We start from the raw sequence: 22,331 nt of genomic DNA, 5'->3' as shown, positions 1-22,331 counted from the left end.
AACAAGTGACAATTTAAAATCATCACTTGCTAAAACTTTTTACTAAATCAATTAAAACTTACAACTTCCTTCGGTTATCGTCAGATTTTGTATCAATTAATTTATTGTATGGATCAACACCTACTTCAACAGGTTTTTTATCAACTATAATAGAAATTTTATTATTAACCTGCGTAATCTTATGTTTCTTTAAATAAAGTTCTATTTCTTTTTTGTTTCCGTCAACTGTTTCTTCTCCGAAAACACCTATATCAATATAATCTTTTAAAGGAACAGATAAAATAGGCTTTTTCATTTTTTCTGTTTTATATGAAATAGTATCACCTACTTGTTCTCCATAATAACGCTTCCCTTTGTCATTATTTCTATATTTACTAACATTAAATTCAATATCAACTTGATACTTACCATTCTCTAGTTTTTTAGAAGAAACATCCACTACTCTATTTCTATATAATGTAACAGTTTCAAACATATCTTTAATAGTGTACTGTAAGCTATCAGGTACAACTTTTTGTATATAATCAACCATTTCTATAGAAGTAGTATATGGAGCATCTTGAAACTTTACTTTCTCTACATACTCTTTTAACGCTCCATTCAGTTTCTCTTCACCAATATAATCACTCAACGCATAAAATATTAACGATCCTTTTTGATAACGAATATATCCTTGCCCATCATTATACATTAATGGTTTTTCACGCTTTCGCTCCATAGTTCTTTGCGTTAAATACCCGTCTAATGATTTCTTTAAAAACTTACGCATTTCAGTTTTCCCAGCTTTATGTTCTAAAACTTTTAATGCAACATACTCAGATAAACTTTCTGATAACATGGTTGCTCCTAAAACATCAGCACCAATAACTTGATGTGCCCACCATTGGTGTGCTAATTCATGCACTGTTACAGCAAATGGGTAATCTACACCTTCATCTTTTTTATCTACATCAGCAATAAAACCAATAGATTCTGAAAAAGGTATTGTATTTGGAAAAGACTGCGCAAAAGTTCCTCCTGTTTTTGGAAACTCAATAATACGGACTTGCTTATGTTGATAAGTACTAAAGTTTTTTGAATTATAATCTAAAGATGCTTTAATTCCTTTCATCATTCTATCTAAATTATACTCATGTCCTTTTTGATAATATATTTCAAGATTAACATCATTCCATCTATCTTTCTTAATTTCATATTTTGCAGAGTTAAAAGCATAGAAATTCAATATTTTACTATCCATTTTATAATGAAAATATTTACGTCCATCTTTTACCCATTCTTTTTGTAAATACCCAGGAGCAATAGCTATTTGATCTTCATCTGTACTAACAGTAGCTTCAAAATCAATCCAATCACTATCTCCAGAAATATAGGTATTCCCTAAAGCAGTACTATCAGATGGATGTGGCTTTAAATCATTTTTAGCCAATCCATATTTTTTTCTAGTTTTATTATCCGTTAATTCTCCTCCGTCAGAGTATCCAAATGAAGGATAAATTCCACTATTCATAAAAGTACCATTTCTTCGAACTGGTGAATTCTTTCTAAAAAAATTATTTGGTTTATTCTTAACTGTAAAATTAAGTTCTAAACTGTCTCCTGGTTGTAATGGTGTCTTTAATTTATAAATATCAAAATTTTGAATAGTATCCTCTAACACCAAAGTTGTTGATTTATTAAATTCAAATGTACTTGGATAATTATTATGATTTAAAAACAAGCTATCTATTACCTCGTTTGTTTTATTAATCATTTTATAAGTTCCAGATGATTTAAAATCATATGTTTTTGGGAAAATATTCATATCAATATTTACAGCTACAATTCTTGGTTGTGCTTTTCCTTGATATTTTTTATAATCTTTTTCCCACTTTACTCGTAGTTGTTCACGCTCTTTTCTAGAAGTTCTTTCATTTTTTATATTGTTTTCATAATAAATTCTTCCCCCTAAGGTAAAAAATGCTATTAAAAACACTCCCAATACAGTTATAGTTTTAACTGTTAAACGGCTTTTAAAAATTGTTAATCTTTCTTTAAAAGAATGTGGTAATCCACGAACCCAAAACAAGCTAGTTAATACTAATAATACAAGTCCTCCTAATGTCCAATATCCTTTATATGTTATATATCTTCTTAATGAAGAACCATAACCATTCATATCTGAATATCTAAAACTAGGTCCTTGATTGTATTTGAAAATTGATTGTTCTATACCTGCAAAGGTTAAAAAAGGAAGTCCAAAATTAATTACAATTAAAATAAATAACCCAACATATGGATTTCCTACCAAAGTTTGAATAAACAATGCTAACAATGCCCAAACTGCAAAATGTATAAACTGTAAAACAAACAACTCATATATATAGTGAGTAAGCTCATAATTATAAAACCCTTTATATGTTTGGTAAATAATTCCAGCAAACATAACAACTGCTAACAAAACTAACTGAACCTTTAACAATGCTATTAATTTAGACAACCACAAAACCCAGTTAGGAGTTGGTGTTACATCAATTAAATGATTTGTTTTTGCCATTTTACCTCTATGCACCAACATTCCTGCATATAAAAATGTTATAATGTTTATTGACAGTGTAAATGCACCTATACCACTTTGTAACATTTTCCAAGTTACAGGCAATGTTTTAGTTCCAAATATTAACCCTGTTTCAGATAAGGTTATTATGGTTAAAATTAAACCTACTAAAACAATTGCTATAAAAGGTAATGCCTTAACTATATATTTAAAATCTATATTAGATAACTTCCAAGTGTTTTTTAAGTTTTGGGTAAATGAAAAATTATAATTCACTTCTGGCAATTGAACTCTTGTTACACTTCCAAAATTCTTCTTTGTTACCCTATCTCCTTTTTCTTTTCTGAAGAGAGACAACGTTACAGCATTTTGACTAAATGAAAATTTCTTATAAACCGTAGCAAATATTAATGCAGCAACACCTAACCAAATCAATCTATTATAAATAACAATTCCTTTAAATGGTAAAGTCGCTTCGTTTTGTTCTGCTAAGGTCCAATAACGTGTATAATAATTCAAAGCAGCATCTCCATAAGGATCAATTAAACCTGCTAAAAGCCTGTTTCCTTCTTCAGACAAAAGACTCTGCATTAACCCTTGAACAAACATTAACACTATAATAGTAATAAAACCAGCTGCTATATTTCTAGTAAAAGTTACAACTGCAAAAACAATAGCTCCAAATAATAAGGAATTTGGAATGACATATACTAAATACGAATGTAAATAGGCTCCAAAATTAAATGCATTTACTATTTCAGGATTTGTTCCTGGTAATCGAAACCCTATAACAACCCCTAATCCAATAACTAAAACAATTAAAGAAACAATTAACAAACCACTTAAAAACTTAGCAAACAAATAGCTTGCCTTTGTAAATGGATACGAATATAAAATTGAATGCATTTCACTTTTATAATCCCTAAAAATTGTAACTCCAATGATGGATGGAAATAAGAAGAAGATTAACTGAGCTGTACCAGCAAACATACCGTAAACACCAATTGGTGAATTTACAATTTTACTACCTCCTACTGAACCTGACATCGAGTCAAAAAAACCAGCTGTCCCTCCTGCAAAAAGTGTAGCAATAATAAAAAATATTGCAAGATAAATATAGAATGCCGGTTTTTTAAACCAGTAATTTATTTCGTGTTTAAATATTGTAGAAAACATATATTTTATTTTTAATTAATTAAATAGCACTTAGGCAGTAACTGGTTCGTCTTGCTTTAATGCAATAAAATACACATCATCTAATTGAGGTGATACTGAAACAAAATCCTCCGATGGTTTATCATCGGCAAACACACGTATATTCAACGTATTATCTTGATTGTAATTTGATGAAAGAACATTAAAAGTAATATTATGCTTTTCTAAATCATCTCTATCAATAATCTTAGTCCATATTTTCCCTTCTATTTCTTTTGTTGATTGTATTGGAGTAGTATGTTTTAAAATTCGCCCACCATTTAAAATAGCCATTTCATTACACAACTCTTTTACATCTTCAACGATATGTGTAGAAAAAATTACGGTTGAATTGGTTCCTACTTCACGTAAAACATTCAAAAAACGATGACGTTCTGCTGGATCTAAACCTGCTGTAGGCTCATCAACAATAATTAACTTAGGATTGTTTAATAATAATTGAGCAATTCCAAATCGTTGCTTCATTCCTCCTGAATATCCTGCTACGTATTTTTTCCTTACCTCATATAAATTAGTTATTTCTAAAACCTCTTTAACAATTTTTTGTCTATCAGATTTTGAACTAATTCCTTTTAACGTTGCAAAATAATCTAACAAATCTTCAGCTGACATTTTAGGATATACTCCAAAAGACTGTGGTAAGTACCCTAACATTTTTCTAAATTTCATTTGATTTTCTAACACATTAATTCCATCAAAAGAAATACTTCCAGAATCTGGACTTTGCAATGTTGCTATTGTTCTCATTAATGATGATTTTCCAGCTCCATTAGGCCCTAAAAGACCAAACATCCCTGTTCCTATCTCTAAATTTAAATTATCAATAGCTTTTACCCCGTTTTTATAGGTTTTAGTTAAGTTTTTTATAACTAATCTCATAATTATCTGATTTAGTTGGTTTTATTTAGTTTCTATGTTAGAAGCTTTAAAAGCTATTTTGTTACAAAAAAAAAGCTCTTTTCGGAAAAAATTTTTATTCATACGGAAACAATATCCTTTAGATTTTATTTAAAAATGGAATATTCGTAGCAAATAAAATATACTATTATGAAAAAATTATTTCTATTACCTATTATTTACTGTATGTTAATAATGGGATGCCAAACAACAGATTCTGATGTATTGGAGAATGACAAAAAAGAAACTTTAACAGTTCAACAACGATCAGAAAACATTCCTCTTATAAGAAAAGTTTCTGCTACTTTTAATAAAATTGTTCAAAATAAAGAGGTCTGGAAACAAATACAGACTTTTGTTACTGAAGATCATGTAATGCTTAAAAGCGATTATGTTTTTGAAGATAATATAATGATGAAAACTTCTTGGGTAATTGAAGATAATATCATCTTCAGAGCAGAAACGATAAAAGATGATGTTTTACCTAAAACTTCTTTTAAAAATGTATTTATGAGTACCTACAATACACTTTATCCAGAAGAAAACATTAATTATACTACTATTTTAAAGCAATTACCAAAACTTCATTTTGGAATACCAGTTTCAGCATTAAAAAATTATGATGCATGGAAAGAAAACGGATTTCCTGTATTAGCAAAAAGCTACGATGTAAACAATAATAAATTAGAGAAGGTTAACAAAGAAGAAGCTATTAAACTAATAGGTATTGATAACTTTAATAAGCTTACTGAAAAATCAAAAGAGCCTTATGAAAGTTATTACGCTTCTAAGTCAGATGTTGTTATTGCAATAATAGCTATTGCTACAAGAAAAAAACAAGGAAACATTATAACTATTAAAGATGATAAAACGTCTATTGCTTCATTTGAAATCAATGACGAAAAACATTACAATGAATTGATTGTTAATGATGGTAATGAAACCTTTGCTTTTGCACAAAATAATATGATGCAACAAACTTACATCGATTTACCAAATGGATGTAATGGTTATTATTCATTTATATGTGGAAGTGATAAAATGAATACATATACCCAACAAATGCAAAAATTAGCAAATGATACCTGTAACACTATTTGGAGATGTATTCCTTGCTGTGACCCTTATACTGGAGGAATTAATTATTACGCAATGATTTTTGAACCAAATTCTATAAAGTGTAAAAAAACAATGGACTACTTACAAGTATTAAGTATGTACTCATTAGAGGTTAACTATTAATTTAAAATTAAAAAGAGGAGTTTGAAACATTTCAAAACTCCTCTTTCATCCCCTAAAAAAAATTATTTATTTTGGCTTCCTTGTGGATATTTAGCCATTATTTCTTTTACAAATTCTTTAATTCGAGCTTCTTTTCGCTCTACGTTACTTACACTTAAAGCTCCAGTACCAATACCCTGCCAAACCAACTCTTTCTTACCCGCGTCTAATAAATCTATAAATAAAGTTCCTTCAGTGTGTTGTGATACCCTCATTGGACTTGGTCCATAATACCATGGATACCAAAATCCTCCAAAACGATTATCATTTACATTAATTCGTTCTCTTGATTTTGTAAATAAACTAACTAGAACATCTGGTGAAGATGATTTCTTCATTCCTTTCGCTATTAATTCAGCTTCAATAGCACGCATTATACGTTTTTTATCAAGATCAGAAATTGGTGCTTTATCAATACCTTTTTTATAAAAAGCAAATGTTTTGTATTTAGAAAAATCTACTTTGGTATCGTAATCTGTAGTAACTCTTACTGAGACACAAGAAACAGCTAGTAAAGCTATGATAGGTAAGAATAATAATTTAGATAGTTTCATTTTTTATAGAATTTAGAGTTTCAAGCATTATAGCATTCATTAGTTAAAATTGCCTAACTTGAAACTCTAATTCTTGAAACTGTTATACATTTTCAAACAGTGCGTCATCTACTATATTTGGAAGCGTTACTTGTAATTTTTTCTCAACTTCCATAGCTCTTTTAATTGCAAAAATAGCTTCATCATTTCTTGCCCAACTCCTTCTTGCTATTCCATTATTTACATCCCAAAAAAGCATAGATTGTAAACGACGTGATGCTTCCTTAGAACCATCAAGAAGCATGCCAAAACCTCCATTTATTACTTCACCCCAGCCAACACCACCTCCATTGTGGATTGATACCCAAGTAGCTCCTCTAAAACTATCTCCAATTACATTCTGTATTGCCATATCAGATGTAAAACGAGACCCATCATAAATATTTGAAGTTTCTCGGTACGGAGAATCAGTACCTGATACATCATGATGATCACGCCCCAATACAACTGGCCCTATTTTTCCTTTTTTAATAGCTTTATTAAAGGCTTCTGCTATTTTCATTCTTCCTTCTGCATCAGCATATAAAATACGTGCTTGCGAACCTACTACTAATTTATTTTCTTGCGCTCCTTTAATCCACTGAATATTATCAGCCATTTGTTGCTGAATTTCAATAGGCGACTTTTTCTTTATCTTTTCTAAAACTTTACAAGCAATAGCGTCTGTTTTTGCTAAATCTTCTGGCTTTCCTGATGTACATACCCAACGGAATGGACCAAATCCATAATCAAAACACATAGGCCCCATAATGTCTTGTACATAACTAGGATACTTAAACTCACGACCAATTGTTGGATTAGAACTCATAACATCAGCTCCTGCTCTACTTGCTTCCAATAAAAAAGCATTTCCATAGTCAAAAAAGTAAGTACCTTTTTCTGTATGCTTATTTATAGCAGCTGCATGACGACGTAAAGTTGACTGAACTTTATCTTTAAACTCTTCAGGTTTATTTGCCATCATTTCATTTGCATCTTCAAATGAAATATCTACTGGATAATATCCTCCAGCCCAAGGATTATGCAATGATGTTTGATCAGAACCTAAATCAATATGGATATTTTCTTCGTCAAATTTTTCCCATACTTCAACAATATTACCTAAATATGCTATTGAAATAACTTCTTTATTTTCTTTAGCTAAACAAACTCTTGAAACCAATTGATCTAAATCAGTAATTTTTTCATCAATCCACCCTTGATCTAAACGTACTTGAGTAATTTTAGGATTTACCTCAGCACAAACTGTAATACAACCAGCTATATTTCCTGCTTTAGGTTGCGCTCCACTCATACCACCTAACCCAGCAGTTACAAATAAATTCCCTTTAGGTTCTTTTTTTATTTTACGAAAACCATTTAATACAGTAATAGTTGTTCCATGAACAATACCTTGAGGACCAATATACATATAACTTCCAGCAGTCATTTGTCCATATTGTGTAACTCCTAACGCATTAAACTTTTCCCAATCATCTGGTTGTGAATAATTCGATATCATCATACCATTGGTAACAACTACTCTAGGTGCATCTTTATGAGAGGGAAATAATCCCATAGGGTGACCAGAATACATAGTTAACGTTTGTTTATCGGTCATTTCCGATAAATATTTCATTGTTAATAGGTATTGCGCCCAATTAGAAAATACTGCACCATTACCACCATAAGTAATTAATTCATGTGGATGTTGAGCTACTGCATAATCCAAATTATTCTGAATCATTAACATGATTGACTTTGCCTGAGTAGATTTCCCTGGATACTCTTTAATATCACGAGCATGCATTTTGTATGTTGGACGAAAACGATACATATAAATACGACCATATTTCTCTAACTCTTCCTTAAATTCTGGTAATAATACTTCATGATGTTTTTTATCAAAATAACGTAATGCATTTTTTAGCGCTAATTTTTTTTCTTCAGCAGTTAAAATATCTTTACGCTTTGGTGCTCTATTTATTGACGAATCATAAATTGGCATTTCTGGTAATTCACTAGGAATTCCTTGTTTTATTTGTTCTTTAAATGTCATCATAATGTCTTTTTTAAGCTACTTTAAACTTTTGATTTTTAACCATATTTATTAATGCATTAATATCATCTTTCAATACTCTATCATCTTCTAACTTTGCTACTTCACTTCTAATTAACTTAAAATTATCTTCTATGATAGGTGAAAATGTATTTGGCCTTCTAAAGTCCATAGCTTGTGCAGCATACATAAACTCAATTGCAAATATTTTATCAATGTTTCCTAGAATTTGATTGAATTTACGTCCAGAAATACTCCCCATAGAAACATGATCTTCTTGTCCTAATGAGGTTGGAACACTATCAGCTGATGGAGGGAAACACAATGATTTATTTTCAGTTACTAAAGCTGCTGTAGTATATTGAGGAATCATAAAACCTGAATTTAATCCACCGGCTTCGGTAAGTAATCTTGGTAATCCATACTTTCCTTCTAAAAGTAGATAACATCGTCTATCTGCTATATTTCCTAATTCAGATGCTGCAATTGAAGCATAATCTAATGCCATTGCTAAAGGTTGCCCATGAAAATTCCCTCCAGATATCGCCTCTGTTTCACTTAAAACTATAGGGTTATCTGTAACCGAATTCATCTCTATTTCTGCCAAATCATTTAAATGAAAATATGCATTTCTAGAAGCCCCATGAACCTGAGGCATACAACGGATTGAATATGGGTCTTGTACTCTAGGAAAACTTGTATCTTCTACGTTTTGAGAATCTTTTAATAACATTCGCATACGTTCAGCAACTTTTAAATTTCCTTTAAATGGTCGAATTTGATGTAACTCTTCTTTAAATGGTGATACATTACCTGAATATCCTTCTAAACTCATAGCTCCAGCTACATCAGCTAAATCTAAAAGGTATTCCATCTTTTTTAAACCTAAAATAGCGTGTGCTAAAATAAATTGTGTTCCATTTATTAAACCTAAACCTTCTTTAGCTTCTAATACTAAAGGCTCCAAATTATTTTTAGCTAATACTCCTTTAGCTGGTTGTATTGTATCTTCAACCCAAAATTCACCTTCACCTAATAGTGGTAAAAAAAGATGTGATAATGGCGCTAAATCTCCTGAAGCTCCAACTGAACCTTGCTCAGGAACAACTGGTAATAAATCATTTTCAATAAAATAAACGATACGTTCAATCATTTCTATACGTACTCCAGAGTATCCTTGACATAATGCTTGTACTTTACAAATCATCATTATCTTAGATAGCTTTTTATCAATTGGATTCCCTACTCCAACAGCATGTGTAATTAGTAAATTTTCTTGTAATTTACTCGTTTCTTGAGGTGTAATTTGCACATCACACAATGGTCCAAAACCTGTATTTATACCATAGATAGCTGCATCAGAATTTGCCATTGTATCTACCTTCTTCCTACATACATCTACTTTGCTCTTAGCTTCTGCTGTTATACCTGCTTTTAAAGTTCCTTCGGCAATTGCAATTACTTTATTTACCGTTAACTGATCTATTCCGTATTTAAACATGTCTTTTATTTCATTTTCTACAAAGTTATTTTTATTTTTGATAACCAACAATATCATCTTTATCATTAAATAATAACCATGAGTTATCAAATAGAATTAAGACATTTTCGTTACTTCTTAGCTGTAGCTGAAGATTTACACTTTAGGAAAGCTGCCGAACGCCTTTTTATATCTCAACCAGGATTAAGCAGACAAATTAAACAAATGGAAGAAGATTTAGACATACAACTGTTCGTTAGGCACAATAGAAAAGTACAATTAACTCCTGTTGGCATGTATTTAAAAACTGAATTAACTAGGAACCTAAAAAACCTTGATTATATTTTAAACTATGCTAAGCTATTACAAGAAGGTAAACATGGACAATTAAAATTTGGATATGTAGGTTCGGCTATGCAAGAGATTATTCCTAATTTGTTAATTCGCTTTAAAAAAGAACATCCTAATGTTCAATTTGGACTAAAAGAAATGGATAATGATAAACAAATTGATAGCTTATTATCTCAAGATATTGATGTTGGCTTTGTAAGATTAGATCGTGTACCTAGAGGCTTAGTTATTAAACCTATTTTAAAAGAATCTTTCTGCTTAGTATTACCTAAAAACCATCCAATTAATTCAGATACTTTTAAAAATTTAAACCAATTAAAAGACGAATCTTTTATATTATTTGATCCCTCTTATAGCCCCTCTTATTATGAAAAGGTAATGCAAATTTTTGATGATAGTGATTTCACTCCAATTATTTCTCATAATACCATACATGCTGCCTCAATATATAAATTAGTTGAAAATAATTTTGGCTTATCTATTGTTCCTAAATCTCTTCAACATGGATATGCTATGGGTGTAAAATTTATTGAACTTACCAATATTTCACAACGCACTACTTTATCTATTATATGGAATAAAAATAACAGAAATCCTATAGTAACTTCATTTCTTGAAAAAACAACTTCATAGATGATTTGAGATTTTTATGCTATATTATAAAATTCATTATTTTTACAAACTCAAGAAATGTTGTAATACAACCATGATTTTTATATCAAAACACATAATACCTAAAGGCTTTATTGGTCTAACTTTATACCCTTTTATATTTTTAAAAAGAAAGGACTTAAGATATAATTACGAGCTTGTAAATCATGAAAAAATTCATTTAAAACAACAACAAGAATTACTTATTATTTTCTTTTTTTTGTTTTACGCTATTGAATGGTTAATTAAGTTAATTATATACAAAAACAAACACTTAGCATATAAAAACTTAAGTTTTGAACGAGAAGCTTACTGTAATGAAACTAATTTATATTATTTAGAAGAGCGTAAATTATGGGCTTTTTTAAGTTATTTATAATTTACCTACTAGTTTTTGCTTATTCTTTGACTTTAATATCATTTCAAAATTAAATAATGTTTTTCTAACAATACATTTTTCCATAATACCTTCATCATTATAAATGTAAGTATCTATATGCCTACTTCTAGGATTTATTAACTCAAACTCATTAACCTTTATTTTTTTTATTTTTTTATAAAAACCTCCAACCTCTTCAAATACTTTTTCTTTGTCTTTTGGTTTATAATACGTTAACATAATAGTACTTAAATGTATTGGTTTTGTATGTTTTGTTTTTTCTCCGTTAGTAATAATATTATATGTACTATTTAAATATTCTAGTGTTGATTTCTCTCGTATTTTTCCATTCTTTTTCACTTCATAAAAACTCTTTTTTAGAACATTATTTTCATATGATGTTTTCATTATAGTACTTATTTCTTTTTTTCCAAAAAAACGAATTATTGATAATGAATTTGTTGAATATTCTATCTTATTTCCTTTTATAGTTCTGTTAGCTATAACAGTACCAATCGTTTTTCCAAAAACATTTACATCATATTTATATTCTTGAGCTACGAGCACATTACAACCAATAAATAAAGCTAATAACAATAAAATTCCTCTTACTCTATTTTTCATATTCCTAAAATGAAGTTTTAAACCCTACTCTTATTCCAAATTTTGGACTCTCTGGACCATTCACATTTTTAAAATCTCCTCTCCAAATAAAATCTACTCGTAATGGCCTTAAATTACCATACCCAATATTCTCAATACCAAAGCCGTATTCAAAATATGGTTTTCTGTTTGGTGCTACATATTTAATTGACGATCTATTTATTTTTTTATTTCTTTTTGAAATACTGCCATACACAGTTCTAAAAGTAAGCAGACTACGCAACCCTAATTTTTTAATTAGTGGAATTCGATTCATCAATAAACCATTAAAATGTTGTTCAAAATGACCTTCAACTGAACTATCAGCAACAAAATCATAATAATCTAGTAAAGCAAAAGTATTAGGTGTTAAAAAGTACGTTTGATTTGATGGTACTGCTGTTAATACAGAAAGTGGTGTTTTACCAAAAGTTTTAGCTACAATTAATGTTGGGTCAAATACTCCAAACTTACCAACAGGCAATGGATGATTATATAATATTGATAATTTTTCATAATCTACATTCCCTCCAAAAATTCCTTTATAAGCTTTCTTATAATTTATCAACAACTTAGGGTGTAACTTTGTTCCTAGCTGTCTATCTACTCCAAACCCTTCTGTTACTCTACCTGGTTGATAATTTAAGTAAAAATCAGAATAAACATCATTAGTTACGTTTATTGTTTTATTATTTTTTTGATTAAAAAATGCCATTGAGAAACGATCAGGGTCAGCTGAAATAATTTTTTCATGAGCAAACTTAATTCCCATGTTAAAGTTGTTTACTATTTCTACATCAAATCGAAACATTTTCTTTTTAACTTTTGCTAAAAAATAATTATCACCTCTTACAAAAATTGCTTTTGGTCCTTTATCTGGTTGAGGTATTAAGTTTCTTTCATTAAACTTTGTAAAACCCATTTGCTCAACATCATCTATGTAAGCAGCTCCAACAGTAATTCTAGGCTGAGACGAAAGTAAATACCTTGCTTCTAAACCAAACTTTATTTTTTTATCTTTAAAACCATAAGCCCCATGCCCTAAAATTCTAAAACGATCATTGTTTGTTTTAAAAGTTTTAAAACCTAAACGTAAACGTACACCTTCAATATCATTTTTTGCTGTTGTTGTGAATAAATTACCTAATTGTATTCCTGTAATTGGTGTAAAATATCCATCTGATATAGTATAAATGGTTCCTGTAATTTTTTTTATTTTACCACTTGTCTTTATTTTATTTACAAGTTGAAATGTTTCATTAATTTTTTCATCTTGTTTTCTTTTCCAATAACTAGCTTCTTTTTTATATTGATTCGCTCTTTTTTGAACTATTTTAACATCATAAAAATCAGTTGATTTTTCGTGATCAAAAACATATTTTGAAAACTTTTCGTTCTTCACTAAATATATTCCCTTTTCTTTTTTGTTCTTTGTTAAAAAAGTAAATTCTCCTTTGTAGGTGTTTGTTTTTGGTAAGTAAATACTGTCATTTTTTAAAAGGAATGTTTTTCTAATAGATAAATCTCTAACGAAATTTAAGTTAACATTTTTTAATATTTCCATTTCAATTGAAGTAAGAGCAAAACTTTTATCGACTACTTTTAAGTGACCTTTAAAAACTAAATCTCCTTTTTGTCGAGGAAAAAAATGGATTGTATATTCTTTTCTATTATTTACTATTGAGCTATCTGACAAAACATAATCATAACTTCCAAAACCTGATGTAGAAATTGGACTAACAAATGTTTTATCTAAAATATAAATATCGTCATTATACACATCTATTTCTTTAAAAATAGTAGTTGCTCTATCTACATACTTTCCTAATTGATGGATTCCTATTTTACGTTCTCCTTCAATATCTCTCCGTATTTTACCCAGTGAATTATTCCCATAAACTTTTTCACTTTTTTCAATTAACTCTACTGGAATATAATAGGTGTTATTTTCATAATTTTTTTGAACATAGTTTTTCATTTTATTAAATTTATTACGTAAAACTTTACGCATAAATAAACTATCCATATTTCCAAAACCTAATTCTCTTGAACTGTATTGGTTATACTGATAGGCTTTCACTAAAGAAAGTCCGTTTTTTTTCTTTCTTCTCCAAATCTCTTTTAAAATACGAAAAGCTGGGTTCTTTTGTTTTTTCAGTCTTTTTTTAGGTTGTTTTACAATAATAACCTCATCTAACGTAGTACTATCTTCTTTTAAAACTACTTTGATTTTATTAATCTTACTTTTTAATAATATTTCTTGTGATTCAAACCCTAAAAAAACAATTGAAATTATTGAAAAATTCTTTGAACTTTGTATATAAAACTCTCCCTCTTCATTCGTGGTTGTACCAGTTGTAGATCCTTTAAAAAAAACATTCACATAAGGTAAAGGCTCTTTATTTTCATCTAAAACTACTCCACTAACTTTTGTTTGGCTCCATAATGTTGAACATAATAGAACAAATACTATTGTTAATATTCCCTTCACTATAAAACTACTTTACGGTTTTTAATTTGTTTTTTTTGTAAATAGGATTTGTTGAATGAACCCTGTTTCCATCAAATGGACGAGTTATTAAGTTTTTGAAATCTTTATTTTCTTCCACATTCATATTGGTATCTATGCCATGAACAATTTCTGATTGTTTCATTTTACTAAATGTAGAAAAAACACGATCCCAGATTGAAAAAATGTCTCCATAATTACTATCAGTTTGTGGTAATACATAATGATGGTGTATATGATGAGTATTTGGGGTTACAAAAATTAATGATATTATCGCATTATAACGATCTGGTAATTTAGCCTTTGAGTGTGATGTTAAATTAATAAAACTTTGAATAAACTGTTTAATTAACAAGAACTGTACTGGTACTCCTAAAATGAAAACTATACCTATTAAAAAACTTACTCTTACTGTTGTTTCACCTGGGTGTTCTCTTACTGTTGTTGAAATATCTACATCCATGTCGCTATGATGTACTTGATGGAATCTCCAAAAAAAAGGAACTCTATGCATCATTACATGATACCAATAGTCAAAAAAATCTATACAAATAAAAGCCACCAAAAAATGAGCTATAGAGAACTCATTTAATGGTAACTGATAAACAAGCCCCCATTGTTTATCTTGTGTCCAATTTGCAACAATAAAAACAATAGTAGAAAGTGCTATTTGAACTGGTAGCACAAAAATTATAAACTTTGCATTTAACAAAGAATGCAAGGCTTTCTTTTTTACTTTTTCAGAAAATAAAATCAGCTCTAAGCCCCAAAAGAAAAAAATAATTAAGGCATAGGCGATTAACTGTAAAACCAAAGGGTTTTCATTAAGTATTGACATAGTAGGTTTTTTATACGATTATAACTTATTCAGTTTGGTTGATTGATAGTTATAATTCTCTACGCTATATTTTTATATAAAATAGCGATAGCTAGTGTAATTTAAATTTAGGATTGAACTAAATAGAAGTAAATTATTTAGTTACTTTTTCATAATATAAAGTAATAACACCTTCTTCAGTTTTTAAATTCAAAACCATATTTTTAGTAGTAAAGGTTTTAATTTTAAAAATTGTGCTTTCGTTATTTACATCGATTTCAATTTTATTAGCTGCTTTATCTATTTTAAATTTACCCGTAACTTTTTCACCTAAAAATCCCGTAAACTTATTTGGTTTTGTATATTCTTGATACGCTTCTGCTACTCCAAAAACTTCTAAAGGGCTTCCTTTTTGCCCCATCATTCCAACTTCTGTTAACTTCCACTTACCAATAATTTCTTTTGAAATTTCTTGGCTAAATGCTGAACCACATCCTAACCATAACAAGATAATTACTATTGCTTTTTTTTTCATTTTCTCTATATTTTAAATTAATACATATTTCTTCTTTAACCAATATCTATTTCAACATTAGCAGTTAGCAAAGAAACGCTGTATCTCTAAAAAAAATGAATTTAAGAAGTCCTAGAACACGTATCCGGACACTTTAATGTTTTTTTGTACTCACTAGGAGTTATGCTTTCTGAATCTTTAAAGGCTTTATAAAATGTTGATTTTGAAGAAAAACCTGACTCCTTAGCTAGTCCTAGTATAGAATATTGTTTTGCTTTTTCAGAATTAATCAATTTTTTAAATTCTGTAATACGAAACTGGTTTATAAAATGATGAAAATTCTTTTTTGCACACAAATTTATTAAACTAGACAACTCTCTTTCCTTTAAAGCTAACAACTCAGATAATAATTTTATGGTCAAATTAGGATTCGTAAAATACTTTTCTTTTTGTATTTCATTACAAAGTTCTACATACTTTAAATCTTCTAAACTTTCATCAATTTTAATATTTCCTTTAATAATTTCTGTTGGAATTTCGATTTCTGAAACTTCTTCTACATGTGCTATTTGTTGAAAACCATTATAACCAACCCAGTATACAATAAAAAAAGTAACTCCAGTTACTATAAAATCTATACTGTTTTCTAAAAACTGATTCTCTTCATTAATAAATAACATACCACAAACAAACATAAATACATGCAGGCATACAATTGTAATCATTATCACTTTAATCCATGAAAGTGTTTTATTCTCTACATAAGAATAATAACTCTCTAACCGTTCCTTAAACTTTCTTAATTTATAAAAACTAATAATTAGTAATGGTATGTTTATTAGTAAGTATACTAACTCATATAAAACCTCTTCTAATTCAGAATCTTTATATGAAAAAAGATTTAAAAATATTCCAGGAACATACAAAAGCAACCACCACAAAGCCTTTTTATCTTTACTTATTGTAACCAAATAAAGAAATAACGATGGAATTATGAATAGATATGTATTTAGTTTTATAGATAAATGACTAAATAAATTGAACAGCTCTTTATCTTTTAAAAAGTCATTAAATATATCAATGCTTAAACTCCACAAAAAAAGAATTAAAAAAATATTTCTAGCTTGGTTTTTTATTTTTAATGTTAAAAACAAAAAACCAATCATAACTCCTGCAAATGCGGCTAATAAACTTACAAATATTGTTAGCTGTTCTAAAATTCCCATATTAATTTAACAAAATATAAATATTAGATGTTTTAATTTAATTTTTGTTACAAATCAAAACCCCAGTTTTAAGCGTTTAACTTGTTAAAAAATTTCCTCCTTAAAAAGACTTTATAGTAAGTTTAACAGTTTTCATTACTTTCCCCCTATAATTACCTTCTTATTATTCTTAATAAATCGGAATATTTTTTAATATTTCCGTAAATTGCATGCCAATAATTCAAGTTAATTTACGAATGGAACAAATAACTCCTTATAAACCTATACATAAAGTACGAATTGTAACTGCTGCCTCTCTTTTTGATGGGCACGATGCTGCTATTAATATCATGAGAAGAATTATACAATCAACTGGTGTTGAAGTAATTCACTTAGGGCATGATAGAAGCGTTGAAGAAGTAGTGAACTGTGCTATTCAAGAAGATGCAAATGCTATAGCAATGACATCATACCAAGGTGGTCACAATGAGTATTTTAAGTATATGTATGATTTGCTTCAAGAAAAAGGAGCTACTCACATCAAAATTTTTGGTGGAGGTGGTGGAGTTATTCTTCCTGAAGAGATTAAAGAATTGATGGATTATGGAATAACTCGTATTTATTCTCCTGATGATGGAAGAGAATTAGGTTTACAAGGCATGATTAATGATTTAGTAAAAACTTCTGATTTTGCTATTGGTGATGTTTTAAATGGAGAGGTTAAAAAATTAGCTTCTAAAGAAATTGGTAGCATAGCTCGTGTAATATCTTCTGCTGAGAATTTCCCTGAAGTAGCTAAAGAAACTTTAGATACCATTCATGAAAAAAACAAAAATTCTAAAACACCTGTTTTAGGGATTACTGGAACTGGTGGTGCTGGAAAATCTTCATTAGTAGATGAGTTAGTTCGTCGTTTTTTAATTGATTTTCCTAAAAAAACAATTGGGCTAATTTCTGTAGATCCTTCTAAACGTAAAACTGGTGGAGCTTTATTAGGAGACCGTATTCGTATGAATGCTATTAATAATGACCGTGTTTACATGCGATCATTAGCTACTCGTCAATCTAATTTAGCCTTATCAAAATATGTAAATGAAGCAGTTGAAGTTTTAAAAGCTGCTGAATTTGATTTAATCATCTTAGAAACTTCTGGAATTGGGCAATCTGATACGGAAATTATTGAGCATTCAGATACTTCTTTATATGTAATGACTCCTGAATTTGGGGCTGCTACTCAATTAGAAAAAATTGACATGCTTGATTTTGCTGATTTGGTTGCAATCAATAAATTTGATAAACGTGGTGCCTTAGACGCTATACGTGATGTAAAAAAACAATACATGCGTAATAATAATTTATGGGATGTTCATATGGATGACATGCCTGTTTTTGGTACTATTGCCTCTCAATTTAATGATCCTGGAATGAATACGCTATACAAACGTATTATGGATAAATTAGTTGAAAAAACTGGAGCAGATTTAAAGTCTAATATGGAAATTACCAAAGAAATGTCTGAAAAGATATTTGTAATTCCACCAAGTAGAGTTCGTTATTTATCTGAAATATCTGAAAACAATAGAGCATATGATAAAAAAGTTGACAGTCAAGTAATTGTTGCTCAAAAATTATATGGTATTCATCAAACTATAGAATCAATAGTTAATTCGGATGTTAAAATTATTAAAACAGGATTAAATGAAGATGAAATTTTACAAGAAACTCAAAACGATGAACAAGATTTCATTAAGCTTTTAATAGCTCAATTTGATAAGGTAAAACTAAATCTTGACCCTCATAATTGGGAAGTCATTTTAAACTGGCAAGAAAAAGTACAGAAGTATAAAAACCCTATTTACACGTTTAAAGTACGTGATAAAGAAATTAAAATAGCAACACACACTGAGTCTCTTTCTCATTCTCAAATACCAAAAGTAGCACTTCCAAAATACCAAGCTTGGGGAGATTTATTACGTTGGAATTTACAAGAAAATGTTCCTGGAGAATTCCCTTATGCATCTGGTTTATATCCTTTTAAACGTACAGGTGAAGATCCTACAAGAATGTTTGCTGGTGAAGGTGGTCCGGAACGAACAAATAGACGTTTTCATTATGTAAGTTTAGGTATGCCTGCAAAACGTTTATCTACTGCTTTTGATTCTGTTACTTTATATGGTAATGACCCTGGTCACAGACCTGATATTTATGGTAAAATTGGTAATGCAGGAGTTTCAATTTGCTGCTTAGATGATGCAAAAAAACTATACTCAGGTTTCGATTTAAGTCATGCTATGACTTCAGTTTCTATGACTATTAATGGTCCAGCACCAATGTTATTAGGGTTCTTTATGAATGCTGCTATCGATCAGAATTGCGAGAAATACATCAAAGAAAACGGCTTAGAAAACGAGGTTGAAGCTAAATTTAAAGAAATTTATGACTCTAAAGGGTTGGATAGACCTAAATACCAAGGTGAACTACCTGAAGGAAATGATGGTTTAGGTTTACTTTTATTAGGCTTAACTGGTGATATGGTTTTACCTGCCGATGTTTATGCTGATATTAAAACTACTACATTAGCACAAGTTCGTGGTACCGTACAAGCAGATATTTTAAAAGAAGATCAGGCTCAAAACACATGCATTTTTTCTACAGAATTTGCTTTACGTTTAATGGGAGATGTTCAAGAATATTTTATAAACAAACAAGTTCGTAATTTTTATTCTGTTTCTATTTCTGGGTACCATATTGCAGAAGCTGGTGCTAATCCAATCACTCAATTAGCGCTAACCTTAGCCAATGGATTTACCTATGTTGAATACTATTTATCTAGAGGAATGGATATTAATAAATTTGGACCAAATTTATCATTCTTTTTCTCTAATGGAATTGATCCTGAATATTCTGTAATAGGTCGTGTGGCTCGTAAAATATGGGCTAAAGCATTAAAAAACAAATACAATGCTAACCCAAGAGCACAAATGTTAAAGTACCATATTCAAACTTCTGGTCGTTCTTTACACGCTCAAGAAATTGATTTTAATGATATTCGTACTACATTACAAGCTTTATATGCTATATATGATAATTGTAATTCATTACATACCAATGCATATGATGAAGCAATTACAACGCCTACTGAAGAATCAGTACGTAGAGCAATGGCAATTCAATTAATTATTAATAAAGAATTAGGTTTAGCTAAAAATGAAAATCCTATACAAGGATCATTCATTATTGAAGAATTGACTGACTTGGTTGAAGCTGCAGTTTTAGAAGAATTTGATAGAATCACTGAACGTGGTGGAGTTTTAGGCGCAATGGAAACTATGTATCAACGTTCAAAAATACAAGAAGAAAGCTTGTATTATGAAACTTTAAAACATACTGGTGAGTTCCCTATTATTGGTGTAAATACATTTTTAAGTTCTAAGGGATCTCCAACCGTACAACCAGCAGAAGTTATTCGTGCAACGGAAGAAGAAAAGCAATTCCAAATTCAAACAAAAGAGCTACTTAACAAAGCTAATGACGGAAAAGTTCAAGAACAGTTAGCTATTTTACAAGAAGCAGCTATTCAAAACGAAAATTTATTTGACAAATTAATGGAAGCTACTAAGTATTGTTCATTAGGACAAATTACTCAAGCTTTATTTAAAGTTGGAGGGCAATATAGACGTAATATGTAATAAGTATTACCTTTTTATAGATATCTAAAACCCTCACAAAATTTGTGAGGGTTTTATTTTTAACAGTAAAAAATATTTTTTTACTATTATAACATAATAGCATTTAAATTTACTGTAAAGAAAGTGGTAAATGGTATTAATATAATATTCGTATTTTTGGTAATGCTATGAAAAAAACACCTGATTACCCTATTTCTATTACCATAAAAAGAGTTTTACATAAAAAACAAGATGTTTTAGTTATTGTATTTCCTTATTCAGATTTAATCATTTCAAAATTAAAAAAGCTTAATGGTTACTATTGGAGTAAAACTCTTCATTCCTGGCTCTGTTCTTTTTCAGAAAAGAAACTAGCTGAAATTCAACATGCTTTAAAACAAGAAGCTTCTTTTGTTTTGGATACATCATTATCCATTAATCCGACCATTAAACCTAAAAAGGAAAAAAGAAATATTTCTTATGAAAACAAAATACTTATTAGACAATTTGTTCAATATTTAAAGGGTAAACGATATAGTGAGAGTACAATAAAAACATATTTCACTTTCGTTGCAGATTTTATTAATTACATAGAACCAAAACCTATAAAAGAACTTATAAACAGAGATGTTGAGCTATTTATTGAAAATATTTTTGTTCCATTAAATTACAGTATTAGCTCTCAAAGGCAATTTGTAAGTGCTATAAAATTATTTGTTATTTTTTATCCCTCATGTAAAATTGATAATTTAAAACTACAACGTCCCAGTAAAAGTAAAATTTTACCTTCTATTTTATCTCAGGAAGAAGTAATTACCTTATTACAGGTTACCAAAAACCTAAAGCATAGAGCTGTTTTAGCATTAATTTATTCTGCTGGTTTAAGGGTAAGTGAATTAATTTCTTTAGAATTAAAAGATATTCATATTAATAGATGTCAATTATTTATTAAAAATGGAAAAGGAAGAAAAGATAGATATGTTGTTTTAGCAAAAAGCTTTTTACCTCTATTAGAAAACTACATAAAAACTTATACTCCTGAAACATATTTTGTAGAAGGCTTACCTAACAAACAATATTCAACAAGTAGCATTCGTAAGTTTTTACATCGTTCAACTAAACTAGCGAATATAAAACGTGTAATTACACCTCATACACTAAGACATAGTTATGCTACACATCTACTTGAGAATGGAATAGGTTTACGCTATATACAAGAATTACTAGGGCATTCAAAACCAGAAACAACTATGATATACACGCATGTAGCTAAAAAAGATTTATTAGACATAAAAAGTCCTTTAGATACAATTTTATTATCTTTAGCAAATAGGGATAAAAAGGAAGAAAAGTTCCTTTTATCCGGAAGAATAATCGAATAAATGAGAACTTTGTTCTCTATATAACGAGTTGTAAGTCATTAGAATGAACGATAGAAATGATATAATAATTAAAGATAAAATCAGAAATCTTGAATTTATTCAAAAGGTTGAGAAATCTCTTTGTGAAAAATTAAATATTCCAGATTTAAGACCTGGAAATATAACAATTAGAG

The 22,331-nt window shown here is 29.1% G+C and carries 15 protein-coding genes; 5 read left to right on the top strand and 10 right to left on the bottom strand.

What is annotated here, in order from left to right:
• Positions 1-58: 58 nt before the first annotated feature.
• A complete protein-coding gene (locus ACKTTQ_RS02690; RefSeq protein WP_408048325.1) occupies positions 59-3,712 on the bottom strand; it encodes an ABC transporter permease/M1 family aminopeptidase in 3,654 nt (1,217 codons plus the stop codon).
• A 30-nt stretch (positions 3,713-3,742) separates the two neighbouring features.
• Positions 3,743-4,630 carry an ABC transporter ATP-binding protein gene (locus tag ACKTTQ_RS02685; RefSeq protein ID WP_408048324.1) on the bottom strand — a complete coding sequence of 296 codons (888 nt, stop codon included), beginning with the start codon at positions 4,628-4,630 and terminating at the stop codon, positions 3,743-3,745.
• 168 nt (positions 4,631-4,798) lie between these two features.
• Here ACKTTQ_RS02685 and ACKTTQ_RS02680 point away from each other — a divergent pair, with 168 nt between their 5' ends.
• Positions 4,799-5,890, top strand: coding sequence for a hypothetical protein (locus ACKTTQ_RS02680; RefSeq protein ID WP_408048323.1), 1,092 nt, complete (start codon positions 4,799-4,801; stop codon positions 5,888-5,890).
• Between the two features lie 62 nt (positions 5,891-5,952).
• Here the strand turns inward: ACKTTQ_RS02680 and ACKTTQ_RS02675 are convergent, their stop codons facing one another.
• From ACKTTQ_RS02675 to hutH, 3 genes are all read right to left on the bottom strand, one after another.
• On the bottom strand, positions 5,953-6,483 hold the full coding sequence (locus tag ACKTTQ_RS02675; protein WP_408048322.1) for a DUF4136 domain-containing protein: 531 nt from the start codon (positions 6,481-6,483) through the stop codon (positions 5,953-5,955).
• An 82-nt stretch (positions 6,484-6,565) separates the two neighbouring features.
• On the bottom strand, positions 6,566-8,560 hold the full coding sequence (locus ACKTTQ_RS02670) for a urocanate hydratase (protein WP_408048389.1): 1,995 nt from the start codon (positions 8,558-8,560) through the stop codon (positions 6,566-6,568).
• A gap of 13 nt (positions 8,561-8,573) precedes the next feature.
• The gene (gene hutH, locus ACKTTQ_RS02665) at positions 8,574-10,061 is read right to left on the bottom strand and encodes a histidine ammonia-lyase (protein ID WP_408048388.1); all 1,488 of its coding nucleotides are present in this window, start codon (positions 10,059-10,061) and stop codon (positions 8,574-8,576) included.
• Positions 10,062-10,139: 78 nt separating this feature from the next.
• On the opposite strand from hutH, the gene ACKTTQ_RS02660 reads away from it, so the two are divergent.
• Positions 10,140-11,024, top strand: a complete 885-nt coding sequence (locus tag ACKTTQ_RS02660; protein ID WP_093870597.1) for a LysR family transcriptional regulator — start codon at positions 10,140-10,142, stop codon at positions 11,022-11,024.
• 73 nt (positions 11,025-11,097) lie between these two features.
• Positions 11,098-11,421 carry a hypothetical protein gene (locus ACKTTQ_RS02655; RefSeq protein WP_093870596.1) on the top strand — a complete coding sequence of 108 codons (324 nt, stop codon included), beginning with the start codon at positions 11,098-11,100 and terminating at the stop codon, positions 11,419-11,421.
• Here the strand turns inward: ACKTTQ_RS02655 and ACKTTQ_RS02650 are convergent.
• The 5 genes from ACKTTQ_RS02650 to ACKTTQ_RS02630 form a co-directional block, all read right to left on the bottom strand.
• Positions 11,416-12,045 (bottom strand): DUF6134 family protein, encoded by a 630-nt coding sequence (locus ACKTTQ_RS02650; protein ID WP_299135718.1) that lies wholly within the window; start codon positions 12,043-12,045, stop codon positions 11,416-11,418. The two genes, ACKTTQ_RS02655 and ACKTTQ_RS02650, sit on opposite strands and share 6 nt — an antisense overlap.
• A 4-nt stretch (positions 12,046-12,049) precedes the next feature.
• Positions 12,050-14,554 carry a DUF5686 family protein gene (locus ACKTTQ_RS02645; protein WP_408048321.1) on the bottom strand — a complete coding sequence of 835 codons (2,505 nt, stop codon included), beginning with the start codon at positions 14,552-14,554 and terminating at the stop codon, positions 12,050-12,052.
• Positions 14,555-14,561: 7 nt separating this feature from the next.
• A complete protein-coding gene (locus ACKTTQ_RS02640; RefSeq protein WP_299135716.1) occupies positions 14,562-15,410 on the bottom strand; it encodes a sterol desaturase family protein in 849 nt (282 codons plus the stop codon).
• Positions 15,411-15,543: 133 nt separating this feature from the next.
• Positions 15,544-15,924, bottom strand: coding sequence for a hypothetical protein (locus ACKTTQ_RS02635; protein ID WP_299135715.1), 381 nt, complete (start codon positions 15,922-15,924; stop codon positions 15,544-15,546).
• Positions 15,925-16,025: 101 nt separating this feature from the next.
• On the bottom strand, positions 16,026-17,129 hold the full coding sequence (locus ACKTTQ_RS02630; protein WP_299135714.1) for a helix-turn-helix domain-containing protein: 1,104 nt from the start codon (positions 17,127-17,129) through the stop codon (positions 16,026-16,028).
• Positions 17,130-17,365: 236 nt separating this feature from the next.
• Between ACKTTQ_RS02630 and ACKTTQ_RS02625 the strand changes: the two genes are divergently transcribed.
• The gene (locus ACKTTQ_RS02625; RefSeq protein ID WP_408048387.1) at positions 17,366-20,797 is read left to right on the top strand and encodes a methylmalonyl-CoA mutase family protein; all 3,432 of its coding nucleotides are present in this window, start codon (positions 17,366-17,368) and stop codon (positions 20,795-20,797) included.
• 167 nt (positions 20,798-20,964) lie between these two features.
• On the top strand, positions 20,965-22,158 hold the full coding sequence (locus ACKTTQ_RS02620) for a tyrosine-type recombinase/integrase (protein ID WP_113785816.1): 1,194 nt from the start codon (positions 20,965-20,967) through the stop codon (positions 22,156-22,158).
• Positions 22,159-22,331: the final 173 nt, after the last annotated feature.

The organism is Tenacibaculum halocynthiae (assembly GCF_964512825.1).
GTDB lineage: Bacteria > Bacteroidota > Bacteroidia > Flavobacteriales > Flavobacteriaceae > Polaribacter > Polaribacter halocynthiae.
This window is presented reverse-complemented; position numbering and strand designations above follow the sequence as displayed.